We start from the raw sequence: 16,029 nt of genomic DNA, 5'->3' as shown, positions 1-16,029 counted from the left end.
AGTATGCTTCCTGTTTATTAGGACATCACAATGGCGGCAGGAAAAGTGTTTCCTGAATCTTAGAGCTTGTTGGGAAATTTCTTTTTGTTAAAAGTTAGATTGCCTTAATACACATAGACAAATTTGCTAGAAGTAAGAATGTTTTTGAACTTTCGGATGTATGTTCATAATCTATCACTGTTCGGCGATAGAAATTAAGTCAAGCAAAAGTCCTTTCTACTACCCACCTTTTAGCTTCTATTACAAATCCCTTTGTGCTTTTTTCTCTATTAGGCACTTCAAACTCTATCCCTATTTGCTTTACTGCTTTAGCAAAAGTTCCACGATAAGTTTTATCTGCTATTATCGTTTCTAAACGTTCGGAATACGGAGCCTTCTCATCTAATAAATTCACTCCTTGAGGGCTATCGTGGAAGTTTGCAGCATGAACATGTACTTGGTAAATTCTACCACGGACATCAACCAGCACATGTCTTTTTCTACCATTTACCTTTTTATTTCCATCAATGCCACGATGTGAACAGATCATCGGGGCAAGTTTGATACTCTGAGAATCTGCTAAACCAAGGCTTGGAGTTGCCTGCCGGTCATTTTGTAGTCTCTCTAGAAAATTTAGTGACAAGTTTATTTTTTCAATAACTCCATTCTTTTTCCACTTATCAAAATAATAGTAAACGGCCTGCCAATCTGGAAAATTGGGGAAAGGTAAGTTCCGCCACTGAACGCCAGTTCGTGTAATATAAAGAATTGCATCAAAAACATTGCGTAAATCTAGTTCCCTATTCCTTTGCCAGTTTATAAACTGTTTAATAACTTTCCATTGGTCGTCAGTAAGTCGCGTATAATGTGACTGCATATCATATGAGTTTTGTTCACTCTTAATATATACTGACGACCAATTCTATTCAAATCAAACAAACTCCCAACAAGCTCTTACACGCTCCGGCTGTACCAACTTTGGCCCAAGTCGGGCGGAAACTAGGTAAATAAGCTCTTCTGCTACGTAAATCTGTATGGAGTTGTCTGCAAGTCATACTACTTTTCCTTACCGCCATCTGACGCAGCCTTATAAACTTACGTCGGCTGCGTAAATCCGGCTGACTTTGCCCAAAAGTAGCATGCCACTACGTACAATCCACCCGACTTGAGGTTAAAGTACTATTACTTTGGCATCAATCCGGAGTGGAAGGAGACTGGATACTTGTATAAATACCTAGAAAAGCTTTGACTTGCCCCTGAACTCATAGAGATAAAGAGCACTTCCTTTAATAACTGATAAGGTGGGTAAGCCCCTTTCTTATCAATCATTAGAGATTATTCTAATTATTGCTAAACTAGAGCTTATTATACTATGTCATCCCGTAGCCTTGCGAAGGGATCTTAGCCAAACCGTAGCGGACATAATGAAAGTTTTTGATTTGCAAAAGTGGTTAAGATTCCTCCACTGCGTTGAGGAATGACAGTCAAAATGTACTATATGTTCTTCTTTGCTTTTATTGAAAGAAAATCAGAACAACCTTTATCCCTGATGAAATGATAATGAGACATGTTCTGGAAGATAGGTAAGATTCACATTGCACTTATCTTAAAGTGCATCTTGTTGTGGCATTGGGTGCTCCGAATCCCTGCACCTAAATGCTGATGTAGAACCTACTTCTTCTAAGTAAGGTGACACTATTAGTTTAAATCATTGCTTTAAAGCAAGGTACTCACTTCAGTTTCTAACTGAAGTGGCCAAATGAAGCAAAGTCTCAGACTTTGCCTTCATTCATGATTTCAGTCCTGAAGACTAAAACCAGTTTTTAGTTTAATGTAAATAAGTCTTCATACTTCAAGTGGTAAATGCTTTATCAGGAGGGATACTAACCCATTAGTCAGCACATTTATTATCTTGTAGGCAAAAATGAGTTAGTAAGTACATCTACAAAGGATGTGGCTGTAGTTGCCCGGATGGTTTGGTAAATTCACTCAATAAACTATGAAATTCTTCCGCAACATTAGAAGACAACTCTTAAGGGAGAGCAGGTTTGGCAGATACCTGCTTTATGCCATCGGTGAAATCGTGCTGGTGGTAATCGGAATCCTGATTGCCCTGAGCATCAACAACTGGAATCAGCGCCGTATCATCCGGGAGAAAGAGCAGTTTTATCTGAAAGCGTTGAAAAGTGAGTTTGAAAGAAACAAGGACAAGCTACAAAACCTGATGGAGGTGAACCAGCAGAATTATAAAGGAGCGAAAACTATTGCCGGAATGATCAGTGAGGGGGTGAGTCCCGGCGAGCAGGAATTATCCCAACTACTCTACCATGCATTTGCTTCAGAGATTGTCTATAACCCCAACAACTCCCTGCTCAATGAAATGATCAGCTCGGGAAGTCTGAAAGATGTGTCCAATGCAGAACTCAGAGTTTACCTCACCTCCTGGGAATCGGTGATTGATAATCTGCGTCGGCAGGAAGAGAGTTTGCGTCAAGAGCGGGAAAAGATGATTGACTTGCTCAGAACGGATGCGGGCAGCGTCAGGACGATCTTTGACCTTAGCGGTATATCCACCCAGGAACTGGATATCCCTCTAAGTGAGCAGCACTACAGCAATCTTAGCCTGCTGACTTCCCTGGCTTTTGAGAATAATCTCCTGCTATACATCTCCAACAGCGTGAGTACGGAGTACGTCCACTATCAACCCCTGGTAGAACTGATTGATCATATACTACAATTGATAGATAGGGAGATTGAAGAATAGTGCTCCACGCTGTTCGTATCTACAAATATAACTTCTCATTATCTGCCTAATTGATACATACCTCCTATCTTTGGCGACAATAATTTTGTGAGCATAGACCGATAAGCCATGACAAAGAATGTAATGATTGCCCTGGAAGGGATAGACGGAAGTGGAAAAAGCACGCAGATTAAGCTGCTGGCCGAGCATCTGGAGAAGGCAGGACATAAAGTATATACTACCTTTGAACCCACCGACAGCCCCATCGGTAAGATGATACGGGACATCTTCAGTCACCGCATGGAAGCCGATCATAAAGTCATCGCCGGACTGTTTGTGGCCGATCGCCTCAACCATCTGCTAAGCAAAACCGATGGTATCCTGAAGAAACTGGAAGAAGGCTATACGGTGCTGACCGATCGTTATTACCTCTCATCCTACGCCTATCATTCTGTGCACATGGAGATGGACTGGGTCATACAGGCTAATGCCATGAGTGCCGAACTGCTGCGTCCTGCCCTCAATATATTTATTGACATTTCACCGGAGATCAGCATGGAACGCATCAATAAGGGGCGTGATACTACCGAAATGTACGAAACACTGGACAACCTCCAACTTGTGAGAAACAAGTATTATGAAGCCTTTGAAAAGGTAAAAGGTGAGGAGAAAATCAGCATTATTGATGGCAACCGTTCACCCGAAGCAGTAGCCACCGATGTATGGAAAGAAGTAAGCCGACTACTGGCAGATCGGTAAGAAGTAACGTATTATTAACATCCATTACTTCCTCTATTTCAAAATAATCAGGAATTTTGGTCATTCTGCAAAGCAATAGGAGTAGGCAATTGCTGGCTATTCCTATATTTGTTTAGCCTTATTAACCTTAAACACCAATGACCAGACAAATTCAACTTTCCATTCTGCTTATGCTTTTGCTGGGCTTTCCTGCCGCTGCCCAGCAAAACACTACTGCCAAAATCACCATTAAGCCTTACTTACAGGATGCTACGCCTCATTCCATCAAAGTGATGTGGGAGACTTCTTCAGGAGAAGAAAGCATCGTGGAGTGGGGGACTTCGCCTAAACTAGGCAATAAGACCAAGGGCACAGCCTTTCCGATCAATTATTCCGATGCCCGCGTGCATGAAGTCTCCCTGGCGGATCTTGAGCGACTTACAATGTATTATTATCGGGTAAGGACAGGCAAAGCGGTATCGGAGATCTATCAGTTCAAGACCCCACCTTTTGCCAGAGATGAGCAGGCTTTTCAACTGGTGGCAATGAGCGATATGCAGATTGACGATGGCAAGCCGGATAAGTTTGCCGAGATTGTGCAGGATGGTGTCCTCACTTACCTGCAAAACGAATTTGAAGGCGAAGTGCCGGAGAATCTGGCGCTGGTGATGATTCCCGGTGATCTGGTAACGGATGGTGGGGTATACGAGCAATGGAATGAACATTTCTTTACTCCCGCTCAGGATTTATTTTCTCAGGTTCCGGTCTACCCGGTTCCCGGCAATCATGAACGTAACTCCCAGTATTTCTTCAAGTACTTTAGCCTGCCCAGAAACGGCAGCCCTGAATTTGATGAGCACTGGTGGTACAAAGACTATGGCAATGTGCGCATCATCGGTTTAGACTCTAACGAAGGTTATCGCAACCGCACACAACTGGGCTGGTTGGATGAGGTACTCGCCAAAACCCGTGAGAATGATTCCATTGACTTTGTCTTTGCCCAACTGCATCATCCGCATAAGTCGGAACTCTGGCTGGCGGGAGAAGAAGATTTTACCGGAGAAGTGGTGAAGAAGCTGGAAACTTTCAGCACCGAAACCGGCAAGCCCAGCATCCACTTCTTTGGGCATACACACGGCTATTCCCGTGGACAATCCCGTGACCATAAGCATTTGTGGATCAATGTAGCTACCGCCGGAGGCAACATAGACTACTGGGGTGAGTTTGCCCAGCAAAACTACGATGAGTTTACCGTCACGCAGGACGAATACGGCTTTGTGATGGTAGAAGTAGATCCCAACCAGGGTGATCCCAAGTTTACGGTGAAGCGCTTCAGCCAGGGCAATGAGAATCTGGAGAGAGAGAATGAACTGAGAGACAGTGTTACTGTCTGGAGATTTGATAAAAAACCAAGTACTCCGCAAGCCATCTCTCCTAAGAATACTAAGGTAAACCCATTCAATATCATGCTCAAGGCCAATGCTTTCAGCAGTGACCTGGCCAGTGCCGAACATGGTGCCAGCCACTGGCAGCTAGCCACTACCGGAGATTTTAAGGAGCCGGTCTTTGATAGCTGGAAGCAGTTTGAAGACTGGTACGCCTATCAGGATTTGCAGAAAGATGATGACCTGACTGATGAAAAGCTAAGAAAGCTCAATGAAAATACAACTTATTTCTGGAGAGTGAGGTACAGGGATAAAAACCTCAACTGGAGTGAGTGGTCAGCCCCGGCCAGATTCACCACCGAAGGCCAGATAAGTAGTCAGACGGAAGAGGAAGAATAAGTAGGATATGCTATTGGACAGGCATTTGATGATATAAATCCTATGGGCATGAAGCAGGTTTACCATGCGTATCGTACCTTAGGGTAAACAATCCTTTTATGCTATGCAATCAGAAGTAAGGACACCCGAGGAATATCTGGAAACGCTTACTGAGAATAGAAAAGAAGCTGTATCTTTATTAAGAAATACGATACTGGAAAACCTGCCTGAAGGTTTTGAAGAAACAATGAGTTACGGCATGCTTGGCTACGTAGTGCCCCACTCACTTTATCCGAAAGGTTATCACGCAGACCCTAAGCAGCCATTGCCCTTTATGAGTCTTGCCTCACAGAAAAACTATATCGCTCTTTATCATATGGGAATCTATTCAGATAAGCAATTATTAAAATGGTTTACCGATGCATACCCAAAACATTCAAAAAGTAAATTGGATATGGGTAAAAGCTGTATTCGCTTCAAAAAAATGGATCAGATACCTTATGAGCTCATAGGTGAACTGAGTAAAAAGATCACGCCAGAGGAATGGATCAATACTTATGAGCACCAAATCAGTAAAAGATAACATCAAAACACTCTTATTATGTCCATCACTACACACACAGAGCTGCTCGGCATCCAGAAAGTAAGCGAAGCCGTAGGCATCACCCTGAAAAAAATGCGTGACTTTGCTCAGCCAGGTATGAGCACCGCCGAACTGGATGAATACGGAGGAAGTCTGTTGAGAGAAATGGGAGCCAGGTCTGCGCCCAAGCTCACCTATGGTTTTCCCGGCTGGACCTGCATCAGCCTAAACGAAGAAGTAGCCCACGGTATCCCTTCAGCCAAAAAGGTGTTGAAAGGTGGTGACCTGGTGAATATTGATGTATCAGCCGAACTGGATGGTTTCTGGGCAGATAATGGTGGCTCATTTGTAGTGGGCAATGATGTTCATCAGCATGCCAAACTGGTAGAAGCTTCACAGCGGATATTACACAAAGCTATTGGCAGGGTAAGAAGTGGGGTGCGCATCTCAGAAATAGGCAGGATGATAGAAAGCGAAGCCAAAAAGACTGGCTTCAGGGTAATCAGAAATCTGGCTGGGCATGGGGTAGGCAGAAGTCTGCACGAAGCACCACTGGAAATCCTGAATTGCTACGACAGCTACAATCGTGAGCGTTTTAGAAAGAACAGCGTGCTAGCCATCGAAACTTTTATCGCTACCCATTCTACCATAGCCCGTGAAGAAAAAGATGGCTGGACGCTCAAAGGTAACAGAGGAGGCTTCGTGGCCCAGCATGAGCATACCATCATGGTGACGGATCAGGAGGCCATTATTCTGACTGAAGCTAATGAAATATAAGTTTTGTAGATCTACCCGATTTCTGAAATGGCGACACCTGGTCCTAACAGAGCTGTACGGATAACAAAATCAAACGGTATGCATACATTGATGTTACAAGCAATACGAGCCATAACAAACATACCTGAAGATCAGGAAACCAAGTTGCTCAGCATTTGTAAGTCTCAGTCAGTCAGGAAAGGAGACCTTTTTATCCGGGAAGGGCAGGTGCCTCACAAATTTGCTTTCGTCAACGCAGGGCTCTTTCGTTACTTTTATGTAGATGAAAAGGGCAATGAGTTTACCAAAGGCTTTTTTCCCGAAGGCTTATTCCTGAGTTCTTACAGTGCCATGATACAGGAAATCCCTTCCTACTTCACCATAGAAGCGCTGGAAAATGCGGAAATACTGGTCATTGACTATGAGGCCTGGAATGACATTCGTGCGCAGCACCCTTGCTGGAATGAGTTCCTGCTAGCCATGATGGAAAAAGCCTTTATCATAAAAGAAATGCGGGAAAGAGAGTTTCTACTATTTGACGCAGAAAAGCGCTATTTGCTTTTTCTGGATCGTTATCCCGGACTGGACCAGAGAATCAGACAACACCTTATCGCTTCCTATCTGGGTATCACTTCGGTAGCCCTCAGCAGAATCCGAAGAAAAATGGGCGTCGTTAACCTAGGTTAATGCAATTCTATCTTCACTACACTTCTTTTGCATAAGTTTAATCAAAACAGTGTAAGTGATGAAATTACAGGATAATACCATCCTGATCACCGGAGGGAGTTCCGGTATCGGTTTAGAACTCGCCAGCGTATTATCAAGCAAAGGAAATCGTGTGCTGATTTGTGGTCGTTCTAAAAGCAAACTGGAAAAGGCACGGCAGAGCATACCAGAACTGGAGATTTTCGTTTGTGACCTAGCGCACCAGACTGAACGACAGAACTTATATCAGCGGGTAGCAGAAAATTATCCTGAATGTAATGTGCTGGTCAATAATGCAGCGATCGTCCACCGCACGGACTTTAGATGTGATGAAGCTATGATGGAAAAAGCGGAAGCAGAAATTCAGACTAACCTGATGGCGCCCATTGCCCTTAGTAAACTGTTTTTACCACTGCTTGAGAAGAACGTAAACCCTGCCATCATCAACATTACCACTGGTTTAGTATATGCTCCTAAAGCTGCTTATCCCATTTACAACGCCAGCAAGGCTGCTTTGCATTCTTTTTCCCAGGTGCTCAGACATCAGTTGCAGGAAAATCCGGTAAGAATCATAGAGGTGCAGATGACTGTAGTAGATACGCCCTGGCATGAGGGGAATGCACCTGCTATGGCGATTTCACCTCAGAAAGCGGTAAAAGAAATGCTGAGTAAACTGGAAAAGCGTCAGGAAGAGATCAGGATTGCCAAAGTAGGTATGCTCAATCTCTTGTCCAGAATTTCGCCCGCGCTGGCTTTTAAACTGATTAACAGATCTTAGTATAAGGGAAGGAATAGAACTATTTTTGAAGACCATCTTAATAGTCACTGTACAACTTATCGGACAGCTCCTAAAATGAGAGATAAAGCAGATGGTACACAGACTGGGCGCGAATATAGTATCCTCCTGCCCGGATGAAGAAATGTGCTTGGTGCTCCTCAAGGGCCCCTGAACTGAAGCTCCGGATAAAAATACGTTCTGGCCCAATTATCTTAAGATTGATTATGTGAGGGATTATGAGTGAAATTGAGGCTAAAAAAAAGGGAGTAAAAAACTCCCTTGATTCGTTATATCTTATTCTCGGCTTTACGTAGTATACACCGAATTAAATACCACATAATCGGTAGTGAGGTCGGCGCCCCAACCTACTGCCTGTGCATCCCCGTTTTTCATATCCAGTTGGATACGTATATGAGATTCACGAAGCACTTTTTTCATATAGTTGCGATCAAATTCCAGCGGCTTGCCATCTTCCAGCACTTTAACGAGCGTTTTCTCTTCTCCAATGTAGAGATCAACATCCTTGTAATTAAAAGGGACTCCGGCATTACCGGCTGCACAAATCACTCTGCCCCAGTTAGGGTCCCTGCCATACATAGCGGCTTTGACCAGCGTTGAATCCGAAATATTACGGACCAGCTTACGGGCCGTGAGTTCATCAGGAGCGTTGACCACTGTATATTCAATAAACTTAGAAGCGCCTTCTCCGTCAGAAACAATCAGCTTCGCCAGGTGCTTCATCATTTCTTCCAACTGATGCATGAACTCATTATAGCCGGGATCATCTTCGGACTGGATCTCCTGATTCCCTGCCAAACCATTGGCGAGTACTGCTACCATATCATTGGTAGAAGTGTCGCCATCCACAGTAATCATATTGAAAGAAGTGCTGACCGCCTTTCTTACCATTTTTTGTAACAATTCCGGAGCAACGGCGACATCAGTACAGATAAAAGCCAGCATGGTCGCCATATTAGGATGAATCATTCCCGAGCCTTTGGCAATGCCCGCCATATTGGCTTGTTTGCCATCAATCTCAAAATCTATATAGCCCTCTTTAGCAAAAGTGTCTGTAGTAAGAATTGCATTGGCGAGAAAAGACCCGGCATTTGATTTGTTGCTAAGTTTTTTTACGTTTTCACGTATGCCTTCTACAATTTCATCTGTGGGAAATTCTTTACCAATTAAGCCGGTGGAGGCCACAAGTACAAGCTCTTTGTCAATGCCCAGTTCTTCAGCCATGGTTTCTACCATCGCTTCCGCTCCTTGCCGGCCCTGTTCTCCGGTGCAGGCGTTGGCATTTCCTGCATTGATTACGATAGCTTGTGCCTTTCCGTTGGCGATATGCCGTTTGGAAACTTTGATGGGTTCAGCTACTACTTCATTTTGCGTAAAAGTAGCCGCAGCACTGGCGGGTACTTCAGAAAAGATGAGAGCGAGATCTCGCCTCATGGACTTAACGCCTGTATGGGCTCCCCAACAGCTAAATCCTTTAACACTAGTTATGTTGCGAATCATGTAAGTTTCGTATTTGGTTCTTGTTTATGGGTTGATAGGTACTTGCCTGAGTCCGCTATCTTCAGCGAGACCAAACATCAGATTCATATTATGTACTGCCTGTCCTGACGCTCCTTTTACCAGATTATCAATAGCACTTACGGTAATGATGCGCTTAGTGCGCGCGTCATAGGTAGCAAAGATATCACAAAAATTAGAGCTACGCACATCTTTTACCGAAGGAGGCTGCTGGCGCAGGCGTATGAAAGGCTCATCAGCATAAGCCGCTTCATAGGCTTGTTGTACACTTTTTTCATCTGTTTCACCTTCAGGTTGTGTATAGGCTGTTGCGATGATTCCCCGGTCAATAGGTAGCAGGTGGGGCGTAAATTGTACGGTAGCCTCCAAGCCGGGAGCACTTAATGTTTCCTGTATTTCAATGCTGTGCCGGTGTGTTTTGATTGCGTAAGGCTTGAAGTTATCATGTACATTGGTAAAATGCGTAGCAGACTTGGGCTTTACCCCTGCACCCGTGGTACCAGATTTGGCATCTATGATGATGGTATCAGGATTGATCAGCTTACTTTTCATTAAAGGGTAAGTAGCCAGTATGGATGCGGTAGGGTAGCATCCGGGATTGGCAATCAGCTTGGCGTCGCGAATGCGCTCCCGGTTGATTTCAGGCAATCCATAGACAGCCGTTTCAAAGCCCTGAGGAAAAATATGGTCCATTCCATACCACTCTTCATACACCTCGACATTGCTCAGTCTGAAATCGCCGGAAAGGTCTATGATCTTGAAAGGAGCATCTGAATGGTCTTTGACAAAATTCATAGCTGCGCCGTGGGGTAGCGCCAAAAAAACTACATCCAGTTCATGATTTTTTACTTCTGCCATAGGCTGAAGTACATGGTCTACCACATCAAGAAGCGCAGGGTAAATTTCTGAAATTTTTTGCCCGCTTTTACTTTCAGAAGTCAGTAATTTGATGTCTGCCTGAGGATGCCCATATAAAATACGGATAAGCTCGGAGCCCGTGTATCCTGTAGCTCCTATAATTCCTATCTTTAGTTTATTCATGAGTTTGAAAATTAAATGAAATAGCGATTGCTATTGTTTAAAAAAATCAATTTTGTAACCAGCTAAAAATGAAACTGTCGGGTGAATAGTTTTTTTTGATGCCTTGTGATTAATATACAAAAATCCTTAGCGATGCCTGTCTTATCTGTTCTTATAACAAAAGGTAGATTGCAAAAATACTAAAAATTATTAAGTAAGCAGACTTACCTTTTGATCAGGCATGGTCAAACGCTACCTGAATAAAAGGAGCGGATCAAAAAAAAGGGAGCTGCTGCTCCCTGTAAAGTTCATTTTTATTTCTTCTGAATTTTTGCCCAGGTGTCACGTAAGGTGACGGTTTGGTTAAATATCAGTTGATCTGATGTAGAATCCGGATCAAGCGTATAGTAACCTTTGCGCATAAACTGAAAAGGCTCTAGCGGCTTTGCTGCTTTCAGGCTGGGTTCTACAAAAGCGCTTTCAATAATCTGTAAAGAGTCAGGGTTCAAGAACTCTTTGAAGTCTTTGTCTTTATGCCCATTGGGATCAGGATCACTGAAGAGCCTGTCGTACACCCTTACTTCTACGGAAATGGCATGAGGAGCCGAAACCCAGTGCATGGTTCCTTTTACCTTTTTGCCGCTGGTATCTTCACCGCTTTTGGTTTCAGGATCATAGGTACAGTAGATTTCCTCAAGCTCACCGGTCTCTGGGTTTTTCTTAAAGTCCTCACATTTGATGATGTAAGCGCCTTTTAGCCTTACCTCTCTTCCCGGCCCCAAGCGGAAAAACTTCTTGGGTGGCTCTTCCATGAAGTCATCCTGTTCAATATACAGTTCTCTGGAAAATGGAACGATTCTATTGCCACCATCCGGATCTTCAGGATTATTTTCTACTTCCAGTTCTTCAGTTTTGCCTTCCGGATAATTGGTGATGATGAGTTTGACAGGGTTGAGTACTCCCATCACCCGGGGCGCCTTTTTGTTAAGGTCTTCGCGTATGCAAAACTCCAGTAGGCTCAAATCAATTACATTATCCCGCTTTGCTACGCCTACACGTTCAGCAAAGTTGCGCAGGCTTTCCGGTGTGTAGCCACGGCGACGAATCCCTTTGATGGTAGGCATGCGGGGATCATCCCAGCCATTTACATAATTACCATTGACTAACTCCAGCAGCTTACGTTTACTCATAACTGTATAGCTGAGGTTGAGCCTGGCAAATTCAATTTGCCGGGGCTGTGGGTTGAAATCACCAATCTGCTCAAGAAACCAGTCGTAGAGCGGGCGATGTATTTCAAACTCCAATGTACAAATAGAGTGTGTGATGCCTTCTAATGCATCACTTTGCCCGTGAGCCCAGTCGTAGTTGGGGTAAATTTTCCAGCTATCTCCGGTACGATGATGCTCCTTGTTTAAGATGCGGTACATTACCGGGTCGCGCAATTGCATATTGGGTGATGTCATGTCAATTTTTGCCCGCAGTACCCGAGAACCTTCGGGGAATTCCCCGCTCTTCATTCTTTCAAAAAGGTCCAGACTTTCTTCCACCGGACGGTTGCGAAAAGGACTCTCTTCTCCCGGCTCAGTAGGGGTACCGCGCATACGGCGAATCTCCTCAACGGGAGAATCATCTACATAAGCTTTACCTTCCTTAATAAGCTTTACTGCCCATTCATAGAGTTGGGGAAAGTAGTCTGAAGCGTAGTATTCCCGGCCTTCCCAGTCAAAGCCCAGCCAGTGTACATCCTCTTTGATGGAATTGATGTACTCAATACTCTCAGTAACGGGATTGGTGTCATCAAAACGGAGATTGGTCTTACCGCCATATTGTTCAGCTAAACCAAAGTTCAGGCAGATGGATTTGGCATGGCCCAGGTGTAAATAACCGTTAGGCTCCGGAGGAAAGCGGGTATGTACTACGCCATTGTTTTTTCCTTTAGAAATATCTTCTTCTATTATCGCTTCTAAAAAATTAAGTGAAGTACGCTCTTCTTGCTTATTCATAATGTTATCATTAATGAGTTGTCAAAATTGCCCGACAGCACACAGAATGTAAAGAGATTTTAAATTTTTTTTGTGGTGAAAAGAACAAATTACAATATATGTTCAATTGCAGGAAATGTTTTCTGCAATATTAAAGATGTAAGCCAGCCCATGTAAAACGCTTTGACTTTTAAAATGAAAAATATTCCTTGGGATTAAATGTTAACTTTATAAAGAACTCAGAGAGTACTTATGGCATATACGCGCGCATACCTGGAGCGTTTGGATAAAGAAGCGCTGGTAGATTTGTTCCTGAAAGCAAATGAGAGTCAGGAGCACAGACCTTATGATAATAGTGAAGTGCTAAAACTCTATGCTGATCAGGTTATCAATCTTTCTCCTGATGCTATATTGCTTATCAACCATGAAACCCTGTTTCTGGAAGGCTGTAACCAGGCTGCGCTCGCTTTATTAGAATTAGATACCAAAGAAAATTTAGCCACTTACCTGGACGATTTATTTCAGGATCGCCCTGTTTTTTTTGAAATTTTGAAGGAGTTGGGCTCAGCACTGAAAGACTACCCTGAAGTATCTATGGAAATTGAGTTTACCACCTCGCGCAGAAATCAACGCTGGGGGCATATGGTCTGTAAAAAGATCAGATTACTGGAAAATACGCTTATCTTCATTCGTATCATAGATATCACCTCTATCAAGCTGACGCAACAACAACTACTTGAAAGTGAACAAAGGCTGGCAGAGGCCCAGCAGATTGCACAGCTGGGAAGCTATACCATCAGCATTGATGGAGAAAGTTTTAAAAGTCATTACTCCCAGACATTCTGTCAGATCGTAGGTGTAAAAAGCCAGGAAGAAAAGGATTCATTCGTCACCTCTTATCTTCAGTATATCCACCCTGATGATCGGACTGACGTGAAGAACTCTATAAGAAAAATGTTGGAAAGAAAAAAGGGAGGGAGCTTTGAGCATAGAATTAAGACTAAAGATGGCACTGAGAAACACCTGTTATCTATCATCCGGCTGGAACAGGATGATGAAGGTTTTATCCAGAAGATCATTGGAACAATTCAGGATATCAGCCGAAGAAAAGAATCCGAAGCCCGCCTGAAAGCAAGCGAAGAGCGTTACAGACTTACGGCGGAGAATACAAATGACGGAATCTGGTACTGGAATAAAGCCAACGATGATACCTATATTTCTTCCAAGTACAGATGGATACTAGAAAAGCTTGATGTGCTTGGAAAAAATCTGGAGGAGGCGAAATGGGATATGCTTATTCATCCTGATGATATTGAAGCTATCTCTGAAATTCTTGAAGATTGTTTGAAAGGTAATATACCACACTTTAGCCGTGAACTCCGTCTTTTGTCAGAAACCGGCGAATATCGCTGGTATGAGGCTAAAGGTACAGTGATCATGAATGAGCAAAAAGAGATAGATTTCATGGTAGGGGCGATCAGTAGCATCCATAATCGCAAAGTAGTGGAGCAGAAACTCCTGCAGCAGGATAGGATACTTAATTTTGCTCAGCATATTGCCAAAGTTGGAAGCTGGACTTGGAACATAGAGGAAAAAGATTTGATATTCTCAGATGAACTTTACAACATCTATGGCATAGACAAGAGAATCAGGGGTAAGAGATTGATGGAGGCTCTTGCTCAGTTGGTAGTAGAGGAAGACAGAGCTAAAGTAAAAAATTTTATACATGAGGTGCTTGCATTACCTGAACACAAGCCAACTCATTCCATAGAGTTTCACGTGCGCCTAAGTTCCGGTACAGAAAAAGTGCTCAGGAGTACAGGTAAGTTTTATACCCGCAGCGGTGATGGCGAATCTGACAAGCTCATTGGTACTACACAAGATATTACTGAAGTAAAGCAAAGGGAGAAAGAACTTATTCTTGCCAAAGAGCAGGCAGAGGTTTCCAAGCAGGCCAAAGATCGCTTTCTGCAAATCATCAGTCACGAAATCCGCAACCCCCTTAATGCCATCGTGGGTATCAGTCGCTTGCTTCAACAAGCGGATCTGAACAAAAGCCAGGAGCATATCAAAACGCTTAACTTTTCGGCCAGCCATCTGCTTTCCCTGATCAATGACCTACTGGATACCGCTAAGCTTCAGTATGGAAAAATAAGCCTGGAAGAAATGCCTTTCAGTATTACTGAGCAACTGAGACAAACCGAAGATCTTTTTCGTCCTCAGCTAGCCGATAAAGAAACCACGCTGGAAGTAAAGGTAGATGACGATATTCCGGAAGAGGTGCTAGGAGATCCCACTCGTTTTAATCAGATTATCTTTAACCTGATCAGCAATGCGGTTAAATATACTTATCGCGGGTGTGTAACCCTGGAGGTAAAACAGTTAAAGCAGATGGCAGATCACTATCTGCTGCAATTTGTAGTTTCAGACAGCGGAGTAGGCATTCTCTCAAAAAATCTGGAGAAAATATTTGACGCTTTTGAGCAGGACGACCTCCTGATCAATCAGCAGAAGGGAGGTACAGGCCTGGGGCTATATATCGTAAGAGAACTGGTTAACCTGATGTCGGGAAACATTCGTGTGGAAAGTGAGTTTGGTAAGGGTACCAGATTTATCTTTACCTTACCCTTTTATAAGGTTCAGAGTAATAGTCAGAGAGAAAAGAGTGATGAATTGCATAAGCATTTACAGCTTTCTGATAAAAAAGTCCTGTATGTAGAAGATGCTGTCTATAACCAGTTACTCCTTAAAGGTTATGTAAAGATGTGGAATCTTAACCTTGAATTGGCAGCGAACGTCAAGGAAGCTGTGGAGATGGCTACTAAACAAAAATATGATCTTGTACTGACAGATTTCAGACTTCCTGACGGTAGTGGTGAAGATGTGGTCGTTAAACTGAAAAAAATAAATTCATACTATCATAATATTCCATTTATCGCTATTTCAGCTTATAGTTTAGACAACAAAGGGCAGAGATGCTTCAACGATTACATACAAAAGCCGATTAATTTTGATAAGTTCTTTTACGTGTTACGTAAGTATTTAACCCCTAACGAAAAGGAGCTACATAATATCAGTCGGAGCCTGGAAGGTGACAATACTTTTAGAAGCAAGGATGTACTCGCGTTTCTTCGTGAGCATCAACCTGCTCACTATCAGAGCATTGTGAAAAATATGGAAAGTGAATTGCTGATGATTAAGGAACAGCTCTCGCAAAGTGTTCTTCGGCAAAATTACAGATTGTACTTGCAGATGGTTCATAAGTTGAGCAGTGCGCTAAAAATTATGCATGAGGCTAGCTTTTTGGACTTTCTGGAGTCCATGGCTGATCTTCCCAAAAAAACTTCAGAAAAAAAAGATCTTGTCAAAAAACTGGATGGCTACTTTAAAGAAATAATACAGAAATGGAAAAATAATAACTTTGCCCAAAAATGAATAAAGCCATA

Annotated in this window: 12 protein-coding genes; 8 read left to right on the top strand and 4 right to left on the bottom strand. The window is 43.1% G+C overall.

Translation table 11 applies throughout. The features are described from left to right. Positions 1 to 199 precede the first annotated feature (199 nt). Positions 200 to 856, bottom strand: a complete 657-nt coding sequence (locus OKW21_RS16515; protein WP_277481123.1) for an IS5 family transposase — start codon at positions 854 to 856, stop codon at positions 200 to 202. A gap of 1,122 nt (positions 857 to 1,978) precedes the next feature. Here OKW21_RS16515 and OKW21_RS16510 point away from each other — a divergent pair. The 7 genes from OKW21_RS16510 (at position 1,979) to OKW21_RS16480 (ending at position 8,045) form a co-directional block, all read left to right on the top strand. Then, positions 1,979 to 2,743 carry a DUF6090 family protein gene (locus OKW21_RS16510; RefSeq protein ID WP_277481120.1) on the top strand — a complete coding sequence of 255 codons (765 nt, stop codon included), beginning with the start codon at positions 1,979 to 1,981 and terminating at the stop codon, positions 2,741 to 2,743. A 108-nt stretch (positions 2,744 to 2,851) separates the two neighbouring features. Further along, positions 2,852 to 3,481 (top strand): dTMP kinase, encoded by a 630-nt coding sequence (gene tmk / locus OKW21_RS16505; protein WP_277481118.1) that lies wholly within the window; start codon positions 2,852 to 2,854, stop codon positions 3,479 to 3,481. Between the two features lie 137 nt (positions 3,482 to 3,618). Beyond that, positions 3,619 to 5,244 (top strand): purple acid phosphatase family protein, encoded by a 1,626-nt coding sequence (locus OKW21_RS16500; protein WP_277481117.1) that lies wholly within the window; start codon positions 3,619 to 3,621, stop codon positions 5,242 to 5,244. Positions 5,245 to 5,347: 103 nt separating this feature from the next. Further along, positions 5,348 to 5,806 carry a DUF1801 domain-containing protein gene (locus OKW21_RS16495; RefSeq protein WP_277481116.1) on the top strand — a complete coding sequence of 153 codons (459 nt, stop codon included), beginning with the start codon at positions 5,348 to 5,350 and terminating at the stop codon, positions 5,804 to 5,806. An 18-nt stretch (positions 5,807 to 5,824) separates the two neighbouring features. Then, positions 5,825 to 6,583: a type I methionyl aminopeptidase gene (gene map / locus OKW21_RS16490; RefSeq protein ID WP_277481114.1), complete on the top strand. Its 759-nt coding sequence runs from the start codon at positions 5,825 to 5,827 to the stop codon at positions 6,581 to 6,583. Between the two features lie 78 nt (positions 6,584 to 6,661). Then, complete coding sequence (locus OKW21_RS16485) at positions 6,662 to 7,249, top strand: Crp/Fnr family transcriptional regulator (protein WP_277481111.1); 588 nt, start codon at positions 6,662 to 6,664, stop codon at positions 7,247 to 7,249. A gap of 58 nt (positions 7,250 to 7,307) precedes the next feature. Beyond that, positions 7,308 to 8,045, top strand: a complete 738-nt coding sequence (locus tag OKW21_RS16480) for an SDR family oxidoreductase (protein ID WP_277481110.1) — start codon at positions 7,308 to 7,310, stop codon at positions 8,043 to 8,045. Positions 8,046 to 8,351: 306 nt separating this feature from the next. Here OKW21_RS16480 and argJ read toward each other — a convergent pair whose 3' ends face one another. From argJ to OKW21_RS16465, 3 genes are all read right to left on the bottom strand, one after another. After that, a complete protein-coding gene (argJ, locus tag OKW21_RS16475) occupies positions 8,352 to 9,563 on the bottom strand; it encodes a bifunctional glutamate N-acetyltransferase/amino-acid acetyltransferase ArgJ (protein WP_277481108.1) in 1,212 nt (403 codons plus the stop codon). Between the two features lie 24 nt (positions 9,564 to 9,587). Continuing rightward, entirely contained in the window at positions 9,588 to 10,622 is a 1,035-nt protein-coding gene (argC, locus tag OKW21_RS16470; protein WP_277481105.1) for an N-acetyl-gamma-glutamyl-phosphate reductase, read from the bottom strand. 293 nt (positions 10,623 to 10,915) lie between these two features. Then, complete coding sequence (locus tag OKW21_RS16465) at positions 10,916 to 12,604, bottom strand: glutamine--tRNA ligase/YqeY domain fusion protein (RefSeq protein WP_277481103.1); 1,689 nt, start codon at positions 12,602 to 12,604, stop codon at positions 10,916 to 10,918. A 231-nt stretch (positions 12,605 to 12,835) separates the two neighbouring features. Between OKW21_RS16465 and OKW21_RS16460 the strand changes: the two genes are divergently transcribed. Beyond that, entirely contained in the window at positions 12,836 to 16,018 is a 3,183-nt protein-coding gene (locus OKW21_RS16460) for a hybrid sensor histidine kinase/response regulator (protein WP_277481102.1), read from the top strand. The last annotated feature ends 11 nt before the right edge of the window (positions 16,019 to 16,029 follow it).

The sequence above is a fragment of the Catalinimonas alkaloidigena genome, assembly GCF_029504655.1.
In the GTDB taxonomy this organism is placed as follows: Bacteria; Bacteroidota; Bacteroidia; order Cytophagales; family Cyclobacteriaceae; genus Catalinimonas; species Catalinimonas alkaloidigena.
The sequence above is the reverse complement of the archived record's forward strand: the minus strand, read 5'-3'. Positions and strand labels throughout refer to the sequence as shown.

What these genes read in the sequence shown, in the direction of transcription:
- OKW21_RS16515 (WP_277481123.1), bottom strand. Translation starts at nt 856, where the DNA reads ATGCAGTCACATTATACGCGACTTACTGACGACCAATGGAAAGTTATT.
- OKW21_RS16510 (WP_277481120.1), top strand. Translation starts at nt 1,979, where the DNA reads ATGAAATTCTTCCGCAACATTAGAAGACAACTCTTAAGGGAGAGCAGG.
- tmk (WP_277481118.1), top strand. Translation starts at nt 2,852, where the DNA reads ATGACAAAGAATGTAATGATTGCCCTGGAAGGGATAGACGGAAGTGGA.
- OKW21_RS16500 (WP_277481117.1), top strand. Translation starts at nt 3,619, where the DNA reads ATGACCAGACAAATTCAACTTTCCATTCTGCTTATGCTTTTGCTGGGC.
- OKW21_RS16495 (WP_277481116.1), top strand. Translation starts at nt 5,348, where the DNA reads ATGCAATCAGAAGTAAGGACACCCGAGGAATATCTGGAAACGCTTACT.
- map (WP_277481114.1), top strand. Translation starts at nt 5,825, where the DNA reads ATGTCCATCACTACACACACAGAGCTGCTCGGCATCCAGAAAGTAAGC.
- OKW21_RS16485 (WP_277481111.1), top strand. Translation starts at nt 6,662, where the DNA reads ATGCATACATTGATGTTACAAGCAATACGAGCCATAACAAACATACCT.
- OKW21_RS16480 (WP_277481110.1), top strand. Translation starts at nt 7,308, where the DNA reads ATGAAATTACAGGATAATACCATCCTGATCACCGGAGGGAGTTCCGGT.
- argJ (WP_277481108.1), bottom strand. Translation starts at nt 9,563, where the DNA reads ATGATTCGCAACATAACTAGTGTTAAAGGATTTAGCTGTTGGGGAGCC.
- argC (WP_277481105.1), bottom strand. Translation starts at nt 10,622, where the DNA reads ATGAATAAACTAAAGATAGGAATTATAGGAGCTACAGGATACACGGGC.
- OKW21_RS16465 (WP_277481103.1), bottom strand. Translation starts at nt 12,604, where the DNA reads ATGAATAAGCAAGAAGAGCGTACTTCACTTAATTTTTTAGAAGCGATA.
- OKW21_RS16460 (WP_277481102.1), top strand. Translation starts at nt 12,836, where the DNA reads ATGGCATATACGCGCGCATACCTGGAGCGTTTGGATAAAGAAGCGCTG.